Origin of the sequence: Rheinheimera sp., from assembly GCF_030824435.1 — a bacterium.
Lineage (GTDB): Bacteria > Pseudomonadota > Gammaproteobacteria > Enterobacterales > Alteromonadaceae > Pararheinheimera.
In genome coordinates this window covers 91,536-109,497 of record NZ_JAVBXS010000024.1, presented here as the reverse complement: position 1 = coordinate 109,497, position 17,962 = coordinate 91,536, and the positions used below count along the sequence as shown (strand labels likewise).

Genomic DNA, 17,962 nt, shown 5'->3' with positions numbered 1-17,962 from the left:
CTGCGACACTGAACTATAGACTTTCAGCGTTGACTCATAAGCCGCCAGCGCATTGTTCATCTCAATATAAGCTGACGGGTAATGCACCACGGATAAATCGTCACGCAAATTTTCGGTAAACAGCGAAATGTCACTGTTGGTGTATTCTAACGATTCTAAAGAACTGACAATACCACCAATTTTGGTAATAGCACTGGTGGTGTCTGAAAGCACTGTACTCAGTTTTACCATCATATCGCGTGATTCAGTGCCAACACCTGCAGCCGGTGGCGCCTGCAGCAAAGCAACATAATCTTTTAAATCGTTTAAAAAGGTGGCACCAGGTACCAGCTCGCTGCCAACAATATTCGCATCAACCAGTGTATTCTCAGCCACAGATACTTTGCGTACCAGCGCGTCACCCTGATAAGAATAAGTGCCTGCGAGATCAGTGACAAAAGGCTGTTTGTCAATTTCGCTGCCGGAAAACAGAAAATTACCACTACCGTCTTTTGCATTCAGCAAATCAACAATACCCGGCATTAATACCGCCATTTCATTACCCATGGCTTGCAACTCTGCAGTACCAAAAGAACCATCTGCTGCAGCTGTCGTCAACTCCTGCATTGAAAACAACAGGTTATTAATACTGCTTAGCTGAGTTTCCTGTTGCCTTAAGGTGTAAGTGACCAACTCCATATTCTGACCATATTGTGCAAGTGAAGTCAGCTCGGAATTCAACCTTAATACCAGCACACTGCCAAGCGGGTCGTCAGAAGGTCTGGTAATACGCTTATTGGTCGCCATTTGCACCGACAACTGGCTATATTTGGAGCTGCTGTCCTGAATATTCCGGATGGTGCTGTCATGAAACTGGCTGCTGCTGATCCGCATTGTTTTATCCTCAGAACATCGCCATTAAAGTCATAAACATTTGATCTGCCGTACTGATTACTTTAGCGTTTGCTTCATAAAGTTGCCGGTAGTAAGTCAGGTTAGCCGCTTCTTCATCCAGATTAACCCCACTGACGCTGGCACGGGCTGCCACTGCTTTGTCATTCAGCACCACAGAAGTTTTAATGCTCGACTGCACTTGTTTACTCTGAATCGCCAACTTGCCAATCAGTGTGTCGTAACCAGCTGCAACACCTTTCATCGAATCTATCACATTGATAAGGTTACTGTTGTCACCCTTGCCACCAGCTGGCAACCAACCGCCCATACCATCAGGTATCCGACCACGAAATGCCAGCTGCTCTATTGTCATGGCGCTGTTCACTTCAATAGAACCTAAAGGGTCGGCCAGGTTATAAACAAAAAGTGGCACACCAGCATTACCATTTAAATCAAAACCCTCTGACAATGAAAGGTTCACCGCATCGGCAATACCTGCCACCAGAGTGCTTAACTCCAGCCGGCTTGGTTCTAATACATCGGCATTCACTTTTAACAATCCACCAAGACTGCCACCTACGCCTGTGGGTACTGAAAAAGTCTGGTTGTTAAATTTTAATGTAACGTCAGTGCCTGCCACACTCAGAGTTGCGGCTTTGCCAGCCATCACCAAAGGAGAGCCATTTAAAGTTGTGATATGCAGACTGCCATCGGCCTGTGTGGTCACATCCACCTGAATATAACCGGACAACTCAATAATTGCCTGCTCACGATTATCCATTAACACTGAGGTGTCGTGCCCCAATGCTGTGGCTTCGCTGATTTTTGCATTTAATTCGGCGATGTCGGCCAGCACAGTATTAGTGTTGCCAGTGAGCGCAGTTAATTCAAAACCGAGCTTTTCAACCTGGCCTGTTAAAGCGCCATTGAGTTGTTGTAAGTTTTGCACCATAGCACTGGCTGATGAAATCACCTGCTGCCGGTAGGCGGGCGACTCAGGCGATGACAATGCAGCATTAAAAGCAGAATTCAGCTTGGCAACGGCGTCATTCAGATTCAGCGAGTCAGTGCCTAGTACTTCTTCGAGGTAACCCAGATAATCCTGATAACTTTCGTAATAACTCAAATCTGATTTAGTGCGCCAGATATCGTCATTCAGAAAACCATCTACTATACGTTCAATTTTGGTGATTTTGACCCCGTTCAGCGGGCCATCGTTGGTTTGTAATATAACGGTTTGACGGCTATAACCCGCAACTTTAGCATTAGCGACGTTCTGGCTGACAATCTGTAAACCAGCGCTGGATGCATTTAAGCCGGACACACCGTTATATAACATGCTCATTCGTTATTCTCTTTAAAGACCACTGGCCTTTGTAAAGGCTGACTCAGCGCCATAGTGCCGACCGTAGAACCAAAGTCCTGATACTGTTGTTCAGCGACCGTTTCCGGCGGTAACTTTAATGTTGCTGGTGAAAAATTTTCAGCAGCATCAGCCGGGGCAGTGCTCTGCTGCCCAGAAAACTGTCTGACAATCTGCACTGCAAGACCGGTCTGGCTGTTGGCGGCCATCTGCTGCGCCATCTGACTGTCATGCATATCTCGGAACATCTGCTGTTCATGACTGCTGAACATGCCATCGTCACCTGCAATAGCATCGCTGGCCGAACGCATATTTTTCAGCACCATTTGCAAAAACAAAGTTTCGAACTGTTCCGCAACCTGCTGTAACGACTGATCTTCACTCAGGTTTTTATGAACCTGGGTACTTTGTTGCGGATCAATAGCTATTTGTTGTGAGTTGTCGATTCGTTGCATCAGATCACCACCACATCAGCATCAAGGGCGCCGGCTTTATCCAGCGCCAGTAAAATTGACATCAGCTCAGCCGGGGTCGCCCCCATGCTGTTGACTGCCTGCACTATAGTGTCAAGAGAAGTGCCTTCAGGCCAGACCATCATATTGGCGGTTTGCTGGCTGACATCAACACCACTGCTTTGGGTTGGTACTGTTCGTCCCTGACTAAAGGGCAACGGCTGAATAGCACCTTCCTGCTCACTGATAGTAATAGTCAAATTGCCGTGACTGACAGCTGCTCTTTTTACCCGCACTTCATCACTGATCACCACAGTACCGCTGCGGCTGTTAAATACTACTCTTGGCCGCTGCGCCCCTTCTTCCACCACTAAATCCTGCAGCATCGCCATAAAGGTATTGCGGCTGTCGGCATCACGGGGGGCACTAATCACCAGCTTAGACCAGTTTTCGGCTCTGGCGACCTGAGGTCCAAAAGTACCATTGATGGCCGTCACTACGTTGCGGGCCGTTTTATAGTTGGGCTTTTTCAGATTCAGTACCAAATCACCGCCCTGATCCAGACTTTCCACACTGCGCTCAATAATGGCGCCACCAGGAATAATACCTGCAGTGGGCACATTCACAGTCACAGAAGAACCGTTTTTACCTTCGGCATTAATACCACCGACAACCAGATTGCCTTGTGCCAGCGCATACACTTTGCCATCAACACCACGCAGTGGCGTTAGCATTAAACTACCACCATGCAGACTTTTCGCATCGCCAAGCGACATAATAGTGACATCAATCGCCTGACCCGGGCTGGACATTGGTGGCAAAGTGGCTTGTACCGCAACAGCAGCCACATTTTTTGACTTTGGTAAAGTCGCTTCGTCCAACTGCACACCAAATTGTTTCAGCATATTGTTCAGCGACTGGGCGGCAAATTTGATCTGGGCTTTATCACCAGAGCCGGGTAAACCTACCACCAGACCATAACCCACCAGCTGGTTATCACGTACCCCCTGAATATCAACAATATCCAACAAGGGTCTGCTACCGGCATGGGCAGCAGTGCAGAGCCAACAACTGATGATCAACAGCGATAAAATACGCATGGGGCAGCTCGCTAAAACAGGTTAAGGTAAGTGGAAAACAGCTTGCTGAGCCAGCCTTCCTCGGCGGCATCAGCCAGCGTGCCTTTGCCAGCGTAACTGATGCGGGCATCGGCAATACGCTGTGACGAAATACGGTTGGTAACATCAATATCTTCAGGCCGCACTACACCCTGCAAGCGGATATATTCATCACCATGATTCAGTTTGATCCATTTTTCACCACGAATGGTTAAAGCGCCGTTAGAGGCAACGTCCATCACACGCACTGTAATTGCACCACGCAAAAAGTTTTGCTGACTGGCGCTGCTTTCACCTTCAAAGTTTTGGCCATTATTGATGCGTAATGATAAATCAGACACATTGGCGTTACCGGCCAGTGGCACACCAAGGTTAACGTTAGTGTTGCGATCAAGCGCAGTGTCGGCGCTTTTACTGGACTGAGTACGTTCATCCAACTGCACTGTCAGAATGTCACCTACCCTATAGGCTCTTTTGTCGGCAAAAAGGGTAAACATATAAGATTCAGTGTACAGACTGCCGGCGCTGGCAGGCACAGCCTCCTGCGTCACCAGCGGTGTTGCTGTGCGCTCCCAGTCATCGTCATCCGCCAGCGGACTGTCCGGTTTGCTGCTGCAGGCACAAAGCAACAACAGCAACAAAAAAGATGCAGCCTGTTTCATCACAAAACCCTCAGTTACATACTTTGAGTGACAAAGTTCAGCATTTCATCGGCGGCCGAAACCACCTTGGCATTCATTTCATAAGCACGCTGAACGGCTATCATATTCACCATTTCATCAACCACACTGACGTTTGAACCTTCCACTGTGTATTGTTGCAGCTGGCCAAAAGCGTCTTCACCAGGAACCCCTTCCAGCGCTTCGCCTGAACCGGCAGTAGCACGGTATAAATTGCCACCCAAAGCTTCTAACCCTGCCGGATTAACAAAACTCACCGTCAGAATCTGACCCAGTTCCAGCAGTTGATCCTGACCTGCAACCTGAGCAGAAACAGTACCGTCACTGCCAATAGTGACCTTGGTGGCTTCAGGCGGAATGGTAATGTTCTGTGCCAACGGCAAACCATTGGCATTGGTAATTAAACCATCTGCATTCACATGAAACTGGCCGTTGCGGGAATACAACAGTTCACCATCCGGACTTTCCACCTGAAAAAAACCCTGACCGGCAATAGCCACATCAAGCTGATTATTGGTCGTTTCAAAACTGCCTTCGGTAAAGACTTTTTGTGTGCCGTTCACTCTGACACCAGTACCCAGCTGAATGCCGGCCGGTACCTGATTCACTTCATCAGCCTGAGTGCCGGGTTGACGTTGCACCTGATAAAACAAATCTTCAAACACCACCCGGTCTTTTTTAAAACCGACGGTATTCACGTTGGCCAGGTTGTTGGAAATGGTGGTCATGCGCATATCCTGCGCCGCCAAACCTGTTTTGCTTACCCATAATGCTGAATTCATACTATTAATTCCTGTTGCTTAAGCGCTGATCAGTTTGTTGCCGGACACGGCCAGTTCATCGGCTGCTTTCATCATCTGGATGTTCAGTTCAAACTGCCGGCTGATATTCATGGTATTCACCATCTGCTCAACGGCATTGACATTAGAACCTTCCAGCGCACCACTACGCACTGTCACGGCAGGATCAGCTTCCAGCGGATTGCCATCTTCGGCCCGGAACAAACCATCATCACCTTTGACCATCACCACATTATTAGCACTGACCAGTTTGATGCGTTCATCCTGCTCAATCACACCACCACCAACGGGTAACAAATTAATAGTGCCGTCAGCACTGATATCGATATCACCAAACTCCGGCAACACTATGGCACCACCACCACCTTGTACTCTGAAGCCATGCACAGCAAGGCTGCCATCAGCGGCAACCTGCAGTTCACCTGCCCTGGTGTAAGCTTCATTACCATCAGCATCCTGTACCGCAATAAAACCTTGTTCACTGACGGTAATATCTAAATCACGGCCCGTTTCCATTACAGCACCGGCGGTTAAGTCGGTGGATACAGGCATCAACTGCGCCTGAAACCTGGTACGAAAACCTTCACCGGTAATTTGCATTGCCCTGGCTTGTTCCATGTCCGCTTTAAAACCAACGGTATTGATGTTGGCCAGGTTATTGGCGGTAATGCGCAGTGCAGTCTGTGCCAGATCGGCGCCAGATACTGCGGTATGGATCAGACGTTCCATGCTTTAGTCCTTATACTGCGTTAAACAGCACTTGCATCATTTCATCAGCGGTACTGATAGTTTTGGCGTTGGCCTGATAACTTTGCTGAAATGACATCAAATCAACCAGCTGAGCGCTGATATCTACATTCGAACCCATAAAAGAACCGGCCAGAATGGCACCAAAACTGCCTTCAGACGGAGTGCCGATAATAGCGGCACCGGATTGTTCACTGGCATACCACACTGTGTTGTTACCCGATTCCAGACCTTGTGGATTGGCAAAATTGGCCAAAGCGATTTGGCCCTGCAATTTGGATTCTCCATTGGAGAAAGTGGCCAGCACCTTGCCATCTTCCGCAACGGCAACACCGGTGAACTCACCCGAGGTGTAGCCATCTGAATTGTTTTCATATAAACCAAAAGCGCTGCCAAACTGCGACGATTTCACCATATCCAGTTTAATAGCCATCACAGAGGCGCCCGCAGGAGCAAAATCCAGCGTCAATTCACGTACGTTGTAAGGGTCGGTGACGTTGTTATCTGCTGGTACCAGCGGTGGTGCCGGCAGGGTGCCCATAGGGCTTAATTGGCCGTCGGTATCAAAGGTGATGGTCAAAGTGGCGGCTGTAGTGACAACACCGGTATCATCAGTGGCATCCACACTGCCCACTACAGCACCAGCCGGAGGATTTAAATCGGCTGCGGGCAATGGTTTGCCATCCATGTAATACACCACGGCCCAGGTATTTACACCTGTGTGGTTAAAATACTGCGTCAGAGTGTGGCTATTACCCAAAGAATCAAACACTTCTGTTGACTGTGAATAATTAAAAGAAGTGCCGTCAGCCGGGTCAAACACTGCAGGTGCAACCGGATAAGGGATAACGTCACTTGCCGAATTCAGGTTCAGGGAAAAAGCGATATTCTCCGTGGCTTTGGCTGGGATATTGGCCGCTTCTACTTTTAAATCGGTCAGAATACCTGTAATGAGATTACCGTTTTCATCAATACCAAAACCCTGCAGCTTGCTGCCGTTGTTATTAACAATCTGGCGATTCTCATCCAACCCAAACTGCCCTGCCTGGGTAAAAGCCAAACGGCCATTTTCGTTCACCACAAAAAAACCTTTGCCGGTAATGGCCAAATCCAGGCTCTGACCTGTACTGACCAGACCGCCGGTTTTCTCAAAGTTTTCGTTGGTTGCAGCCACTTTGACACCACTGCGCTGACCGCCGTTATACAACGCCGAAAACTCAGTGCTGGCCGTTTTATAACCGGCAGTGCTGGCGTTGGCAATGTTATTACTGGTGACTTCCAGCGCCTTCTGGGTCGAAGACAGACCACTGAGGCCAATGTTAAACATAGACATAATTGATCCTTTTAACTTTTTGTTGCCTTCGACAACTGATTGATATCAAAGAGGTAATGATTACCTAAACCATTCACCTGCAGAATAATGTCGTCAGGGCCTGCCCCAACCGACACCCGCTCTACTTCATTAGTCAGATAAGTGGGGACTTGCTGTTTACTGTTGTTTACTGCAACTTCGGCCTGCACCTGATAAGCACCGGCGGCCTGCTCCGGGAACTCAAAACGCAAGGTTCCTATCGTTGGGTTCTGCAGTTTAATTTCATCAACCAGCTTGCCCCCGGCGTCGTACAGTCGCACAGTGACACTGTCAACTCTGGCGCCCAGATTGATGGCACCGGCAATGTTGTCGGCTTGTTCTAATGAAACAGTGTCGGCTTTAACATCCACTTTTTGCCCCACCAAAGCCGTTGCTTCCAGCGCCTGCAGACTTTTCATATAACCAACCTGCTGCTGGGACTGCAGATTCAGTTTTTCCAGACTTTCCACACTGCTAAATTCGGCCAACTGGCTGACATACTGAGTACCATCCATTGGGTTCAATGGGTTCTGATGGCTGATTTGCGCCACCAGCAACTCCAGAAACATGCTGGATAACGCCGCTGCATCGGGCTTGCCATTGCTGGCAATGGTATTGGTTGTATTAACAGCCCCGGCGGAAAAATTATTGTCAATTGCAGACATCACAAACTCCTTATTGGCCCAGTTTCAGCAAGCTTTGTTGCATGCTGGAGACGCGCCCCATCACTTCTACTGAAGTTTGAAAAGCACGGGACGCTGACATCATGTCTGCCATCTCTGCCACCGGATTTACATTGGAATAAAACACATAACCTTCGGCGTCGGCCAAAGGGCTGTTAGGTTCGTAACGGCTCTCAACAGTGCGGTCAGACTGCACAACACCCAAAGTTTGCACCTGAGCGGACATGCTGCGGTTATCAAAGTCCTGGCTGTATAAAGCGGAAAAAACCGGCTTAATCGCTTTGTAAGCTTCCGCTGCACTGGAAGCTGCGGTATCAGCATTAGCCAGATTTGACGCCACAGTGTCCAAACGCATCACCTGCGCCCGCATTGCACTGCCACCAATGTCATAAATAGTGCTGAACGACATCGTTATTCTCCTTTAATCGCTTTATGCAAGCCGCTGATTTTCATATTCAGAAAGGTCAGACTGGTCTGGAAATCCATAGTGTTGGCGGCAAAATTAGCCTGCTCAACACTCAACTCTGAGGTATTGCCATCAGCAGAAGGCTGAAATGGAATACGGTATTTTTGTTCAGCACGCACATCGGCACCTGTCAGCACCGGACCTTCACCAAACTTCAGATTGCTTTCAACCTGCTGCAAAATGCTGCTGTAATCGAGATCGCGGGCCATAAAACCAGGTGTGTCGACATTAGCCAGATTGCCTGAGATAATCTCTGCTCTATCCAGACGTAATTGCAGCGAAAATGGATGTACGCCCAAAGCTTTGTGAAAAATGTCCATCTTTGTACCTTGTAAAAAACGCAGCAGCTAAGGCTGAATTACAAGCTTTGTGCCATTATCAAAAGGCCCTATGATTGAATGAGTTACCTTAATGAGTTCGCAAAGCAAATCAGCAGAACGGAAGTATTGCTTCCGCCATGGAAGTGGTTATTTTTCCTCCTGCTGACGGTGCCGCCCTATGCAGCTGCCAGTACAGAACAACACATCAAAAATCACATCAGCACAGAAGTGCAACGTTTTGCCTTACAGCTTGGTGCCAAAACGCCGGTGAAACAGCAGATCGAATTATCCTTACCTGCGGCACTGCAGAAAAAACCGGCCTGCAACCAACTCGTCATCAGCCGCAGCAATCCGCAGCAGGCGCCGTGGGGCCGAACCAGCTATAGTCTGGAGTGTCGGGACAAAAAAAGCTGGCAAAGCCGCGCCACCGCCAGAGTGCGGGTCTGGTTGCCCGTAGTGGTCGCCAGTCGCCAAATCCAGCGGGACGAAGTGCTGAGTGCTGACATGCTGAGCACCAGACTGACTGAACTGGAGCAAAGTAAACTGGGCGTTGAACTCAACCCCGCTGCCCTGCTTGGTTTGCAGGCCAAACGCCGAATTCCGGCAGGACAAGTGCTTAGCCGGCAACATTTAACAGCGCAGTTGCTGGTGGAAAAAGGCAGTCATGTGCTGATCACGGTGCAAAGTGGTGGTTTTGCTGCCAGCACCAAAGGTATAGCAATGGAAGACGGTCAGCTCGGACAGCGGATTAAAGTGCAAAACATCTCGTCCGGGGTGATAGTGGAAGCGGAAGTAGTGGCAGAAGCCAGGGTACAAACTATTTTTAAATCAAATTAAAGTTTCAGCGACTGTTGGTCGCTGTTTACTGTTAGCAGCAATTTTAGCTTTTACCGCCGGGTACAAACGATGATAAAGATAGACCAATCCAAGCATATTCAGCCGGTTCAGAAAACCGAGCAGCAAATTCAACAAGTGGCGCAAAAAACGTCACAGCCCACAGCTTATGTGCAGCAAAGCGAAATCAGCAGCACAACGCAGGCAGTGCAGCAGGCTTTTAATACGCTGGCACAGCATGGCGAAATTGACTTCGATAAAGTAGCCCAGGTTAAAGTAGCATTGGCCAACGGTCAGTTGTCACTTGATGAAGACAACCTGGCACAAGCTATTTTGGATTTTCACAGGAAATGAACCAACAAGCGCTGAAAATTGTCATCGCCGGTTTGCAGCAGGATACTGAATTGCTGGCACAACTGGGTACAGTATTACAACAACAGTATATTCTGATGAGTCTGCGCCAGAGCGAACAACTGCAGCAGCTTAATCAACAGGCACATCAATTGCTGGCACAGTTGCAACAGAATGCAGCAGAGCGGCAGGAAGCGATGCTGCAGTTACAGTTGCCATTGTCTGAACAAGGGATCCAGACATTATTGGCCATGTTGCCGGAAAAAATACGGGACGCCAGTCAGCAACTCTTTGATAAAGTTCAGCAACACACCCAAATTTGCCAGCAGCTGAATCAGAAAAATGGTGAATTGCTGGCCTATCAGCGCGGCCTGATGCAAAAACTGCTGGGCCTGGATGATAAAACTCAGTACCCACAGCTGCAGATGAATCAGCGTTAACCACTTTAGTTTGATTTTGTCCCTGTATCCTCTTCAAAAACACTGGCTCCCGCTCTGATAAGCAGCTATAACTGATTGTGTTACAACATGATTATTGTCCCGTCCGGCAGGATCAGCAGTAAAACCGTGCTCAGTGCAGGCAAAAAATAACAGGCTTTCACAGTAGCCGCTACTCTGGCAAAACCGTTGGTAAATTCATGTGATGCCGGCACAACTGGCATTGGTTTTGCCACAATTTCTGAAACTTTTGACACAAAAAGGCCAGATGTTGATTATAAAAAATCTGCGAAAGATAACTGTATTGCTGAGTGTGGTTTCAGCCCTGTTCAACCTGCTGATACAGCCTGCTACTGCCGCCTCCGAAACGACCGTCAGTGCGGACGAGCTAAAACAACAGCCGGCCTTTCCGGCTGAATATCAAAAGCTGTCATACCCACAACGGCTGGACTGGCTGAAGCAACAGCTGAAAACTGCAGATTCCGCCGCCCGCATTTACCAACTAAGCAGCGAAATGGGCTTTGAGCATTTTGCCAATTACGCCAATGACAAATTGCAGCTGGTATGCCAACAAACAAAACCCGAAAAATTCGACCTGCAGTACCGTTATATCTGTGCCGTCAGTGACAACAACAGCTACGACGACAGTATTCGCCAGCTTATGCAACTGTACGATGATGCGATTAATGCAAAAAACATCGATTTAGCAACACAAATTTTATCCGGTGTTGCCTGGAAACAATCCAGTAACGGCGATATCGCCAGCGCTTTTCGCAGTTACGAGTTGGCAATGTCACTGGCAAAACAAGCCAGTCCTGAAGCGCTGAATGATGTGATGTTAAATACAGCAGCGCTTTATGTGATGCATGGTGATAAAGCCTATGTGCAAAAAGGCGTGCAATTACAACAGGCAACCATCAGCCGTCTGGAAGCGTTAAAACGGGACACACCTGAATCTGCAGATTACGCCAACGAAATTCTTGCGTTAACCTACCACAACATTGGGGTGGCTTATGCACTGCATCTGCACGACTATCAGCAAGCGCTGCATTGGTTTGGGCTGATTACACCAAACAATAAAGAACTACGACGCTCTTCTTTGGTTTTTTCCGCTTTATCTGCGGCAGAATTACAACAAAAGGAGCAGGCAAACAACTTGCTGACGGCTTCCCTGCAAGCGCCCAAAAGTACCGAAGTCAACACAGATTACCTGGATTGTTATCAACAGTTAGTGCAGCTGAAACTGCAGGGTGTAGCCGAGCTTCAGCCCTGTCAGCTGCTGAACACACAAACACCACTGGAAGTCAGTCTGGATCTGTACAAGCGTATGGCTTTGCTGGAAACAGCAGAGTGGCGCCTTCACGGTCTGGAAAAACTCCATCAGTTATTTATCGTCAAACTTGAGCCCCAGCTAAAACAAAGTGCAACCCAATCCGCCTCGCACGCCGAACTAAGCAGGTTGCAGCTGGAGTCTGAGCTTAAAACACAACTGTTGGAAAAAGAACAATCATTAAAAAAAGCCGAACAGGAACAACATCAGAGCCAAATGATGCTGACTGCCGCCGTGCTTGCCATCTTACTGCTGGTGCTGTTGGTGATCACTATACAGCTCAGACAAAACCGCAAACTGGCAAAACAGTTTGAATCACTGAGTGTGCTGGATGGCCTGACTGGCTTGCATAACAGGCGTTTTTTTGAACAAAATATTCAGAGAGAACTGAATTTTGTCAGACGTTCACAACAAGACGGCACTGGCCACACTATTGCGTTTTATTTGCTTGATATCGATTTTTTTAAAAAAATCAATGACTCTTATGGTCATGATGCCGGTGACGAGGTGCTGGTTGAATTTGCCAGGCGTATCAAACTGGCAATAAGGGAAACCGATATGCTGATCCGCTGGGGCGGTGAAGAATTTTTGTTAGTGGCGCGATTGGAACAAAAAACCGATCATCATCATATTGCCGAGCGTATCCGTCGTGTTGTTAACCAGCAACCCTTTGATATTGCAAACCAAAATACAATTCCGGTTTCATGCACCATAGGCGCTGTGGTTTATCCGGAGGCAGGGCATGACGTGGTACAGCTGGACTGGCACCATTTGGTACAACTGGCAGATGCAGCTTTGTACCTTGGCAAGAAAAAACAACGCAACTGTTGGGTCTGTGTAGACAATATAGTGGACCTTGCCGCTCTGGATGACATTCTGCAGCAGGATCTGGAACAATCAGCACAACAACAACAAATAGTCCTGAGCAGTAAGTTTGACGCGACCACCACGACAACATCATAAAATGACTTTTGGCATGACAGACAAGAGTGCAGAGATGCTGCTCCAGGGCGCAAGGCTTATAGCTGAGTGCGCTGACGCTGTCTGAACGGACAACGTTGTGAGCAGTGTCAGGGATAGATTTATTCTTCCTGATATTTTGCCGGTTTGCGTTTTTCCACCAGGGTGAGCAGTGCCAGATAATAAGCCCGTTGTTTACATGCAGCATCCTGCTGCAGATGTAAATCGTTGCTGGTATTTATCACCCTTTGTTGTTGCACTTCTTTTACTTGTTCAACTGAAGCTTTCATCGCAACAGCGTTTTGATAAAACAACACTGAGCTGACACTTTGTGGGGTATGGATCAAGGCACTGTGTTGTTCCAGTTGTGCTAACCGTTGCAGTTCCTGCTGCTGCAACCGCGATAAATCGCGCACCCTTTCATTCATGGCTCTTAATTTATCACGTTGCATTTCCGCATATTTTTTAAGCATGTTTTGGCCTCAACAGTTGAGCCAGCTCAGTTTGGGATTGCAAAAAACCATGGGCATCAGCCAAACCCTGACATAAAAATTTCTCCATTGCCGGATACATATCTACTGCCACATCCAGCTCCGGATCTTTACCCCTTTGATAGGCTCCGAGCGGAATCAGCTCCCGCACCTGCTGATAACGGGCGTACAGGCGTTTGAGCAGATAAGCATTTTTCAGCTGGGTTTCCGGCACTATTTGTGGCATCACTCTGCTGATAGAAGCGCCAATATCGATAGCCGGATAATGGCCCTGCTCGGCCAGCTCGCGGGTTAACACTATATGACCATCCAGAATGGCACGGCAGGCATCTGCTATCGGGTCCTGTTGATCATCACCTTCGGCCAGCACAGTATAAATCGCGGTCATAGTGCCACCACTGTCTGCACTGTTTCCTGCTTTTTCAACAAGTTGTGTCAGTTTGCTAAAGACAGAAGGTGGATAACCTTTAGTGGCGGGCGGCTCACCAACAGATAAACCAATTTCTCGTTGCGCCTGAGCATAACGGGTTAACGAATCAACCAGCAGCAACACATGAAAACCCAGATCCCGGAAATAGGCTGCCAGCCGGTGACTGAGTTCAGCAGCACGCAAGCGCAATAACGGCGATTGATCAGCAGGTGCTGCCACCACTATGGCTTTTTTTAAGCCTTCAGGGCCCAGACTATGTTCAATGAAATCTTTCACTTCCCAACCACGTTCACCAATCAAACCGACAATCACAATATCGGCCTGGGTGTAACGCGTCATCATGCCAAGCAGCTTACTTTTACCCACCCCTGAGCCGGCAAAAAGACCAAGCCGCTGCCCTTGTCCTACGGTAAATAACGCATTAATAGCGCGAATGCCCACATCCAGTGGCTGCACCACGCCTTTTTTCTGCAATGGATTCACTGCCGCCAGACTGGCGCTGATGGTATCCCCCTGGCGCAGTGGAGCCTGACCATCCAGCGGCTGCATCAAGCCGTCAACCACCCGGCCCAATAAAGCAGTCGATACCAATAATTGATTGGCTTTGGGGGCAGCCCGCACTCTGGCACCAGCCTGCAGCCCTTCAATGGTGCTCAGCGGCATCAAAAACGCATGATCAGGTTCAAAACCTACCACCTCAACGTCGTACCAGCAGCCATTCTGACTTTCAACCTGATAACGTTGTCCCATAGCAAAATCACCACCTGATGCACTCAGCATCATGCCATTTAGTCTGAGCAAACGACCAAAACTCTGCACCGCTTCGGGTGGTGTCAGTTGTGTTCTGGCCTTGGCCAAACACTGGCTGTAGTGATTAGCCTGCTTCATGTATCAGACTGTCCCGCACCGGTTGCAGCGCCTGCTGTAACCTGTGCTGGTAATCAAGCTGATGTAGCTGCGAGCGGCCATTAAAAAACACTTCGCCGGCGCCCAGCTGCGGTTCTTGTTGTAACGGGATATCCTGAATTTGATTGATACCGTCAAATAATGCGGCATCCTGTGGAGAAATCTGAATTGAATCAATCACATCCGTTTTGCCTAATTCAGGCAGCAAGCTGTCTATCGCCTGATGTAATAAAGCGGGTTGCAATTTGAGTTCTGCCTCAATCACCAGCGACGCCAGGCTTTGCACTAACAACAGAATTTCCTGCGCCAGTTGCGCGTCGTTTAGCCGTAGTTGTTGCTGAAACTGCTGGCTTAACAGATCCAGAGCAGCTTGTTGTGCTTTTGCCGCGTCAGTCCGGACGGCTTTTAGTTCAGCATCCAGCGCGGCAGTGGCATTTTGCTGCCCCTGCAACAAACCCCTTTCATAAGCTTGCTGTTGTGCGGCGGCAATACCTGCCACATAACCCTGTTGATAATAATGTTCATTGGGGTGTTTAAATTCGACAATACCGTCATGGCGTTGCAACGACGGAAAACGAAATTCAAGATCCTGTGCCGTGCTTTGCATAATTAACCCACCGTTTCTTCAGGGTACAACCTGTATTCGGTCCAGCCAGCAGCAATACGTTGTTTTACTATGGCCATAATTTCTGCCCGGGCAGCTTCCACTTTACGCAGCGGTTGCGGTTTCATCGTTTCAATCTGTTGCCGGTACACTGCCGCCAGTCGTTTTGGCAACACTGACAAAATACTGTCGGTTAACGCTTGATCTGCACCTTTAAGTGCAGTGACCCACAATTCGTCCGGAATATCGGTTAACAAGGTGCTGATCACATCTTCGGTCTGGCGGCTTAAGCTGAAGAAATCGTACATTTTATCTTCAATAGCTTCAGCCATCGCGGTGTCATGTTGTTTCAGCAATGCCATCACTTCGGTTTTGTTGCCGCTGTAGCGGTTCATAATATCCGCCACTTTTTGTACACCATTAACTCTGGCGCCTACTTGTTCGCCCACATATTCAATACAACGCTCCAGCGTATAACGTAAGTCTTCAATCACGTGTTCGCTGACTTCCCGCATATTGGCAATACGGTACAAAATATCGTCGTGCTTTTGTGATGGGTACAAACTTAACACCGCACTGGCCTGCTCTGCCGGTAAAAAGGCCAGGATCAGCGCCTGCATCTGAATATGTTCCTGCTCCATAAAACGAACAAGCAGATCAGCGGGCACCCACTCGAGCCTGCGGATATCGTCCGCCAGAGCACCACCGTATATATCGTCCAGCATGCCACGCGCCAGCTTGCGGCCAACGGCTTTGTCCAAAGCCCGTTCCAGATACACTCTGGAGGCTCCGCTGACACCACTTTCATTGCGGTAACAATCAAAAAAATCAATCAGGATCTGGGCGACATGGTCCTGAGTGAAATTTGAAATTTTTGCCATACGTTCTGACAAAGCCCGCACTTCATTACGACTGAGTTTTTTAATAATACCGGCCGCGTTTTCTTCGCCCATGCTCAGCAGTAAAATGGCGGCCCTGTCTAAGTCAGAAATCTGCTTGGCTGGTTCAGCTCTTGACGGATTCAATGGCCACTCCTCGTTCTATCCAATACTTAATAACAGCCGTAACCCGATCTGATTCCCGGTTGGCAAGCAAGTGTAAATGACTGATTTGTTCAGCAAATTCGGAACCTACCTGAGGTAAATCAATTGGGTGTGCATGCCCTGGCGCAGTATGAGAACTGGCATGGCCTGTCGCAGCAACAGGGTTTTCCAGCACTGCAGGTTCAGTGGCACCAGCTTGCGCACCGCTCATTGCTGCACCGGCCAGTGCAGGTCCATAAGCATTTGCCGGAGTCAACTCGCGGTTTTTACGGCTAACCAAATGATTGACCAAAGGACGTACACCAAAAACAATCAGCGCCAGTCCCAGTAACGCACCGACGACATAACGGGAATACTCTTTGACTTCAGGAAGTTGCCACCAGGCCATAGCTTCAAGTTCAGCGGCAGGATCGTATTTCACAAAACCGAAACTGCTGATATGGAACTGGTCACCCCGCTGTGCATTAAAACCAGTGGCTGTTTTGACCATTTCGCCCAGTTGCGCCAATTGTTCCGGTGTCCAGCTTTTTGCTTCTGCACCTGCTACTGCCGTATCATTCACCAGTACAGACACACTCTGACTACGAATACGGCCAATCTCATAACGGGTGTGAGTCACAGCTTTGCCAGTGTCATATTTTTTGTTCAGTTCATTACGTTGTGAAGTGCGCTCATTGGGGTCGGCAGGTTGTGCATTTGGGTCTTGTGGATTGGGCACCGGCGGCTGATTTGCCAGAGAACCGGGAATACCCATGGCGAGCTGATCCTGCATAGAGTCAGTTTTTTGCATTTCGGACGTCAATACAGTGTCTTTGTCCAGAGATTCGCGGGTTTCTTCCACCACGTTAAAATCCACGTCTGCCGATACCTGAATACGGTAGTTGCCTTCACCGACAATAGGCAGCAGCATAATGGACGCTCTTTCTTCAATATTGCGTTCCACTTTTTCAATAAAAGCGAGTTTTTTATCGGTTTCTTTGCCAACAGGGGTGCTGTCAAATAGGTCACCGCTAACCAACTTGCCGCGTTGATCAACCACCGACACCTGACGACTGTCCAGACCCGGAATACTGCCTGCAACCAGACTGACAATAGCTTCCACCTGTTCAGGTTTCAGGTTATAGCCAGGTGCCAGATCAACCATCACAGAAGCAGCGGATTTCTCTTCCTGCCGGCCAACAAACAAATTGCGTTTTGGAATAGCCAGATGCACCCTTGCATTACGGACGCCGTCCATGGTGATAATGGTTCTGGCCAGCTCACCTTCTAAAGCGTGCTGATATTGCATCGACTCCATAAACTGGCTGGTGCCCATTGTCACTTTGCCGTTCATTGCCGACAAGCCTTCCGGCAAAGCGGCTTTGATGCCACGGGCCGCTAAAGTGATACGAGCGTCGGCCAGTCTGTCCTGAGGCACCATAATATTGCCGCTGTCGGTATCAATACGAAACGGAAACTGTTCTTTATCAAGGATTTCAACGATACCTGCTTTGTCGTAATGCTCCTGACTGCCGTACAAAGGCACATAGTTTTTTGCAGAAGTCCAGAGAATGACCACTATGGTGGCTGCCACCAGAGTCGCCAATAATGCAATGGAAGCAAGGCTTTTATCACCTTGAGGCAACCAATTGATCTTATTAGACATATTAATTACACGCTCGCGGATCCTGCTATCGGTCGCTGCCGGAGGTGCTTTTGCAAGTTCAGTTTTCATCGTTTACTG

At 48.6% G+C, this 17,962-nt stretch carries 20 protein-coding genes; 4 read left to right on the top strand and 16 right to left on the bottom strand.

The features are described from left to right. The 11 genes from flgL to flgB form a co-directional block, all read right to left on the bottom strand. On the bottom strand, positions 1–873 hold an 873-nt coding region (gene flgL, locus RCH83_RS06215), incomplete at its 3' end, for a flagellar hook-associated protein FlgL (RefSeq protein WP_306520121.1). Between the two features lie 10 nt (positions 874–883). Then, positions 884–2,218 carry a flagellar hook-associated protein FlgK gene (flgK, locus tag RCH83_RS06210; RefSeq protein ID WP_306520119.1) on the bottom strand — a complete coding sequence of 445 codons (1,335 nt, stop codon included), beginning with the start codon at positions 2,216–2,218 and terminating at the stop codon, positions 884–886. Then, the gene (locus RCH83_RS06205; RefSeq protein WP_306520117.1) at positions 2,215–2,691 is read right to left on the bottom strand and encodes a rod-binding protein; all 477 of its coding nucleotides are present in this window, start codon (positions 2,689–2,691) and stop codon (positions 2,215–2,217) included. Before RCH83_RS06205 ends, flgK begins: the two co-directional genes overlap by 4 nt. Further along, the gene (locus RCH83_RS06200) at positions 2,691–3,788 is read right to left on the bottom strand and encodes a flagellar basal body P-ring protein FlgI (RefSeq protein ID WP_306520115.1); all 1,098 of its coding nucleotides are present in this window, start codon (positions 3,786–3,788) and stop codon (positions 2,691–2,693) included. The genes RCH83_RS06205 and RCH83_RS06200 overlap by 1 nt, the downstream gene beginning before the upstream one ends. Before the next feature lie 11 nt (positions 3,789–3,799). Further along, the gene (locus tag RCH83_RS06195) at positions 3,800–4,468 is read right to left on the bottom strand and encodes a flagellar basal body L-ring protein FlgH (RefSeq protein ID WP_306520113.1); all 669 of its coding nucleotides are present in this window, start codon (positions 4,466–4,468) and stop codon (positions 3,800–3,802) included. A 14-nt stretch (positions 4,469–4,482) separates the two neighbouring features. Further along, entirely contained in the window at positions 4,483–5,268 is a 786-nt protein-coding gene (gene flgG, locus RCH83_RS06190) for a flagellar basal-body rod protein FlgG (RefSeq protein WP_306520111.1), read from the bottom strand. A gap of 18 nt (positions 5,269–5,286) precedes the next feature. Then, a complete protein-coding gene (locus tag RCH83_RS06185; RefSeq protein ID WP_306520109.1) occupies positions 5,287–6,015 on the bottom strand; it encodes a flagellar basal body rod protein FlgF in 729 nt (242 codons plus the stop codon). 10 nt (positions 6,016–6,025) lie between these two features. Further along, on the bottom strand, positions 6,026–7,366 hold the full coding sequence (locus RCH83_RS06180; protein ID WP_306520107.1) for a flagellar hook-basal body complex protein: 1,341 nt from the start codon (positions 7,364–7,366) through the stop codon (positions 6,026–6,028). An 11-nt stretch (positions 7,367–7,377) separates the two neighbouring features. Beyond that, positions 7,378–8,049, bottom strand: coding sequence for a flagellar hook assembly protein FlgD (locus tag RCH83_RS06175; protein ID WP_306520105.1), 672 nt, complete (start codon positions 8,047–8,049; stop codon positions 7,378–7,380). Positions 8,050–8,059: 10 nt separating this feature from the next. After that, positions 8,060–8,476, bottom strand: coding sequence for a flagellar basal body rod protein FlgC (gene flgC, locus RCH83_RS06170; protein ID WP_306520103.1), 417 nt, complete (start codon positions 8,474–8,476; stop codon positions 8,060–8,062). 2 nt (positions 8,477–8,478) lie between these two features. Beyond that, a complete protein-coding gene (flgB, locus tag RCH83_RS06165; RefSeq protein WP_306520101.1) occupies positions 8,479–8,853 on the bottom strand; it encodes a flagellar basal body rod protein FlgB in 375 nt (124 codons plus the stop codon). 78 nt (positions 8,854–8,931) lie between these two features. Between flgB and flgA the strand changes: the two genes are divergently transcribed. The 4 genes from flgA to RCH83_RS06145 all read left to right on the top strand — a co-directional run bounded on the left by flgA (position 8,932) and on the right by RCH83_RS06145 (position 12,768). Further along, on the top strand, positions 8,932–9,690 hold the full coding sequence (gene flgA / locus RCH83_RS06160) for a flagellar basal body P-ring formation chaperone FlgA (protein ID WP_306520099.1): 759 nt from the start codon (positions 8,932–8,934) through the stop codon (positions 9,688–9,690). Positions 9,691–9,759: 69 nt separating this feature from the next. Then, positions 9,760–10,041, top strand: a complete 282-nt coding sequence (flgM, locus tag RCH83_RS06155; RefSeq protein WP_306520097.1) for a flagellar biosynthesis anti-sigma factor FlgM — start codon at positions 9,760–9,762, stop codon at positions 10,039–10,041. Beyond that, positions 10,038–10,478, top strand: a complete 441-nt coding sequence (gene flgN, locus RCH83_RS06150; RefSeq protein WP_306520095.1) for a flagellar export chaperone FlgN — start codon at positions 10,038–10,040, stop codon at positions 10,476–10,478. Before flgM ends, flgN begins: the two co-directional genes overlap by 4 nt. A 265-nt stretch (positions 10,479–10,743) precedes the next feature. After that, entirely contained in the window at positions 10,744–12,768 is a 2,025-nt protein-coding gene (locus tag RCH83_RS06145; protein WP_306520093.1) for a diguanylate cyclase, read from the top strand. 119 nt (positions 12,769–12,887) lie between these two features. Here RCH83_RS06145 and RCH83_RS06140 read toward each other — a convergent pair whose 3' ends face one another. From RCH83_RS06140 to fliF, 5 genes are read right to left on the bottom strand one after another with little or no spacing between them, the layout of a single operon-like run. Then, positions 12,888–13,238 carry a hypothetical protein gene (locus RCH83_RS06140; protein WP_306520091.1) on the bottom strand — a complete coding sequence of 117 codons (351 nt, stop codon included), beginning with the start codon at positions 13,236–13,238 and terminating at the stop codon, positions 12,888–12,890. Continuing rightward, positions 13,231–14,574 carry a FliI/YscN family ATPase gene (locus tag RCH83_RS06135; RefSeq protein ID WP_306520089.1) on the bottom strand — a complete coding sequence of 448 codons (1,344 nt, stop codon included), beginning with the start codon at positions 14,572–14,574 and terminating at the stop codon, positions 13,231–13,233. The genes RCH83_RS06140 and RCH83_RS06135 overlap by 8 nt, the downstream gene beginning before the upstream one ends. Next, the gene (locus RCH83_RS06130) at positions 14,561–15,199 is read right to left on the bottom strand and encodes a FliH/SctL family protein (protein WP_306520088.1); all 639 of its coding nucleotides are present in this window, start codon (positions 15,197–15,199) and stop codon (positions 14,561–14,563) included. The genes RCH83_RS06135 and RCH83_RS06130 overlap by 14 nt, the downstream gene beginning before the upstream one ends. A 2-nt stretch (positions 15,200–15,201) precedes the next feature. Beyond that, positions 15,202–16,221, bottom strand: a complete 1,020-nt coding sequence (locus tag RCH83_RS06125; protein ID WP_306520086.1) for a FliG C-terminal domain-containing protein — start codon at positions 16,219–16,221, stop codon at positions 15,202–15,204. Further along, entirely contained in the window at positions 16,202–17,953 is a 1,752-nt protein-coding gene (gene fliF, locus RCH83_RS06120; RefSeq protein WP_306520084.1) for a flagellar basal-body MS-ring/collar protein FliF, read from the bottom strand. The genes RCH83_RS06125 and fliF overlap by 20 nt, the downstream gene beginning before the upstream one ends. Between the last annotated feature and the right edge of the window lie 9 nt (positions 17,954–17,962).

Bases quoted from the DNA above. Each gene is read 5' to 3' on its own strand.
- flgB (WP_306520101.1), bottom strand. From the start codon at position 8,853: ATGGACATTTTTCACAAAGCTTTGGGCGTACATCCATTTTCGCTGCAA.
- RCH83_RS06180 (WP_306520107.1), bottom strand. From the start codon at position 7,366: ATGTCTATGTTTAACATTGGCCTCAGTGGTCTGTCTTCGACCCAGAAG.
- flgM (WP_306520097.1), top strand. From the start codon at position 9,760: ATGATAAAGATAGACCAATCCAAGCATATTCAGCCGGTTCAGAAAACC.
- RCH83_RS06195 (WP_306520113.1), bottom strand. From the start codon at position 4,468: ATGAAACAGGCTGCATCTTTTTTGTTGCTGTTGTTGCTTTGTGCCTGC.
- fliF (WP_306520084.1), bottom strand. From the start codon at position 17,953: ATGAAAACTGAACTTGCAAAAGCACCTCCGGCAGCGACCGATAGCAGG.
- flgG (WP_306520111.1), bottom strand. From the start codon at position 5,268: ATGAATTCAGCATTATGGGTAAGCAAAACAGGTTTGGCGGCGCAGGAT.
- RCH83_RS06205 (WP_306520117.1), bottom strand. From the start codon at position 2,691: ATGCAACGAATCGACAACTCACAACAAATAGCTATTGATCCGCAACAA.
- RCH83_RS06135 (WP_306520089.1), bottom strand. From the start codon at position 14,574: ATGAAGCAGGCTAATCACTACAGCCAGTGTTTGGCCAAGGCCAGAACA.
- RCH83_RS06200 (WP_306520115.1), bottom strand. From the start codon at position 3,788: ATGCGTATTTTATCGCTGTTGATCATCAGTTGTTGGCTCTGCACTGCT.
- RCH83_RS06140 (WP_306520091.1), bottom strand. From the start codon at position 13,238: ATGCTTAAAAAATATGCGGAAATGCAACGTGATAAATTAAGAGCCATG.
- flgK (WP_306520119.1), bottom strand. From the start codon at position 2,218: ATGAGCATGTTATATAACGGTGTGTCCGGCTTAAATGCATCCAGCGCT.
- RCH83_RS06130 (WP_306520088.1), bottom strand. From the start codon at position 15,199: ATGCAAAGCACGGCACAGGATCTTGAATTTCGTTTTCCGTCGTTGCAA.
- flgA (WP_306520099.1), top strand. From the start codon at position 8,932: ATGAGTTACCTTAATGAGTTCGCAAAGCAAATCAGCAGAACGGAAGTA.
- flgN (WP_306520095.1), top strand. From the start codon at position 10,038: ATGAACCAACAAGCGCTGAAAATTGTCATCGCCGGTTTGCAGCAGGAT.
- RCH83_RS06185 (WP_306520109.1), bottom strand. From the start codon at position 6,015: ATGGAACGTCTGATCCATACCGCAGTATCTGGCGCCGATCTGGCACAG.
- flgC (WP_306520103.1), bottom strand. From the start codon at position 8,476: ATGTCGTTCAGCACTATTTATGACATTGGTGGCAGTGCAATGCGGGCG.
- RCH83_RS06145 (WP_306520093.1), top strand. From the start codon at position 10,744: ATGTTGATTATAAAAAATCTGCGAAAGATAACTGTATTGCTGAGTGTG.
- RCH83_RS06175 (WP_306520105.1), bottom strand. From the start codon at position 8,049: ATGTCTGCAATTGACAATAATTTTTCCGCCGGGGCTGTTAATACAACC.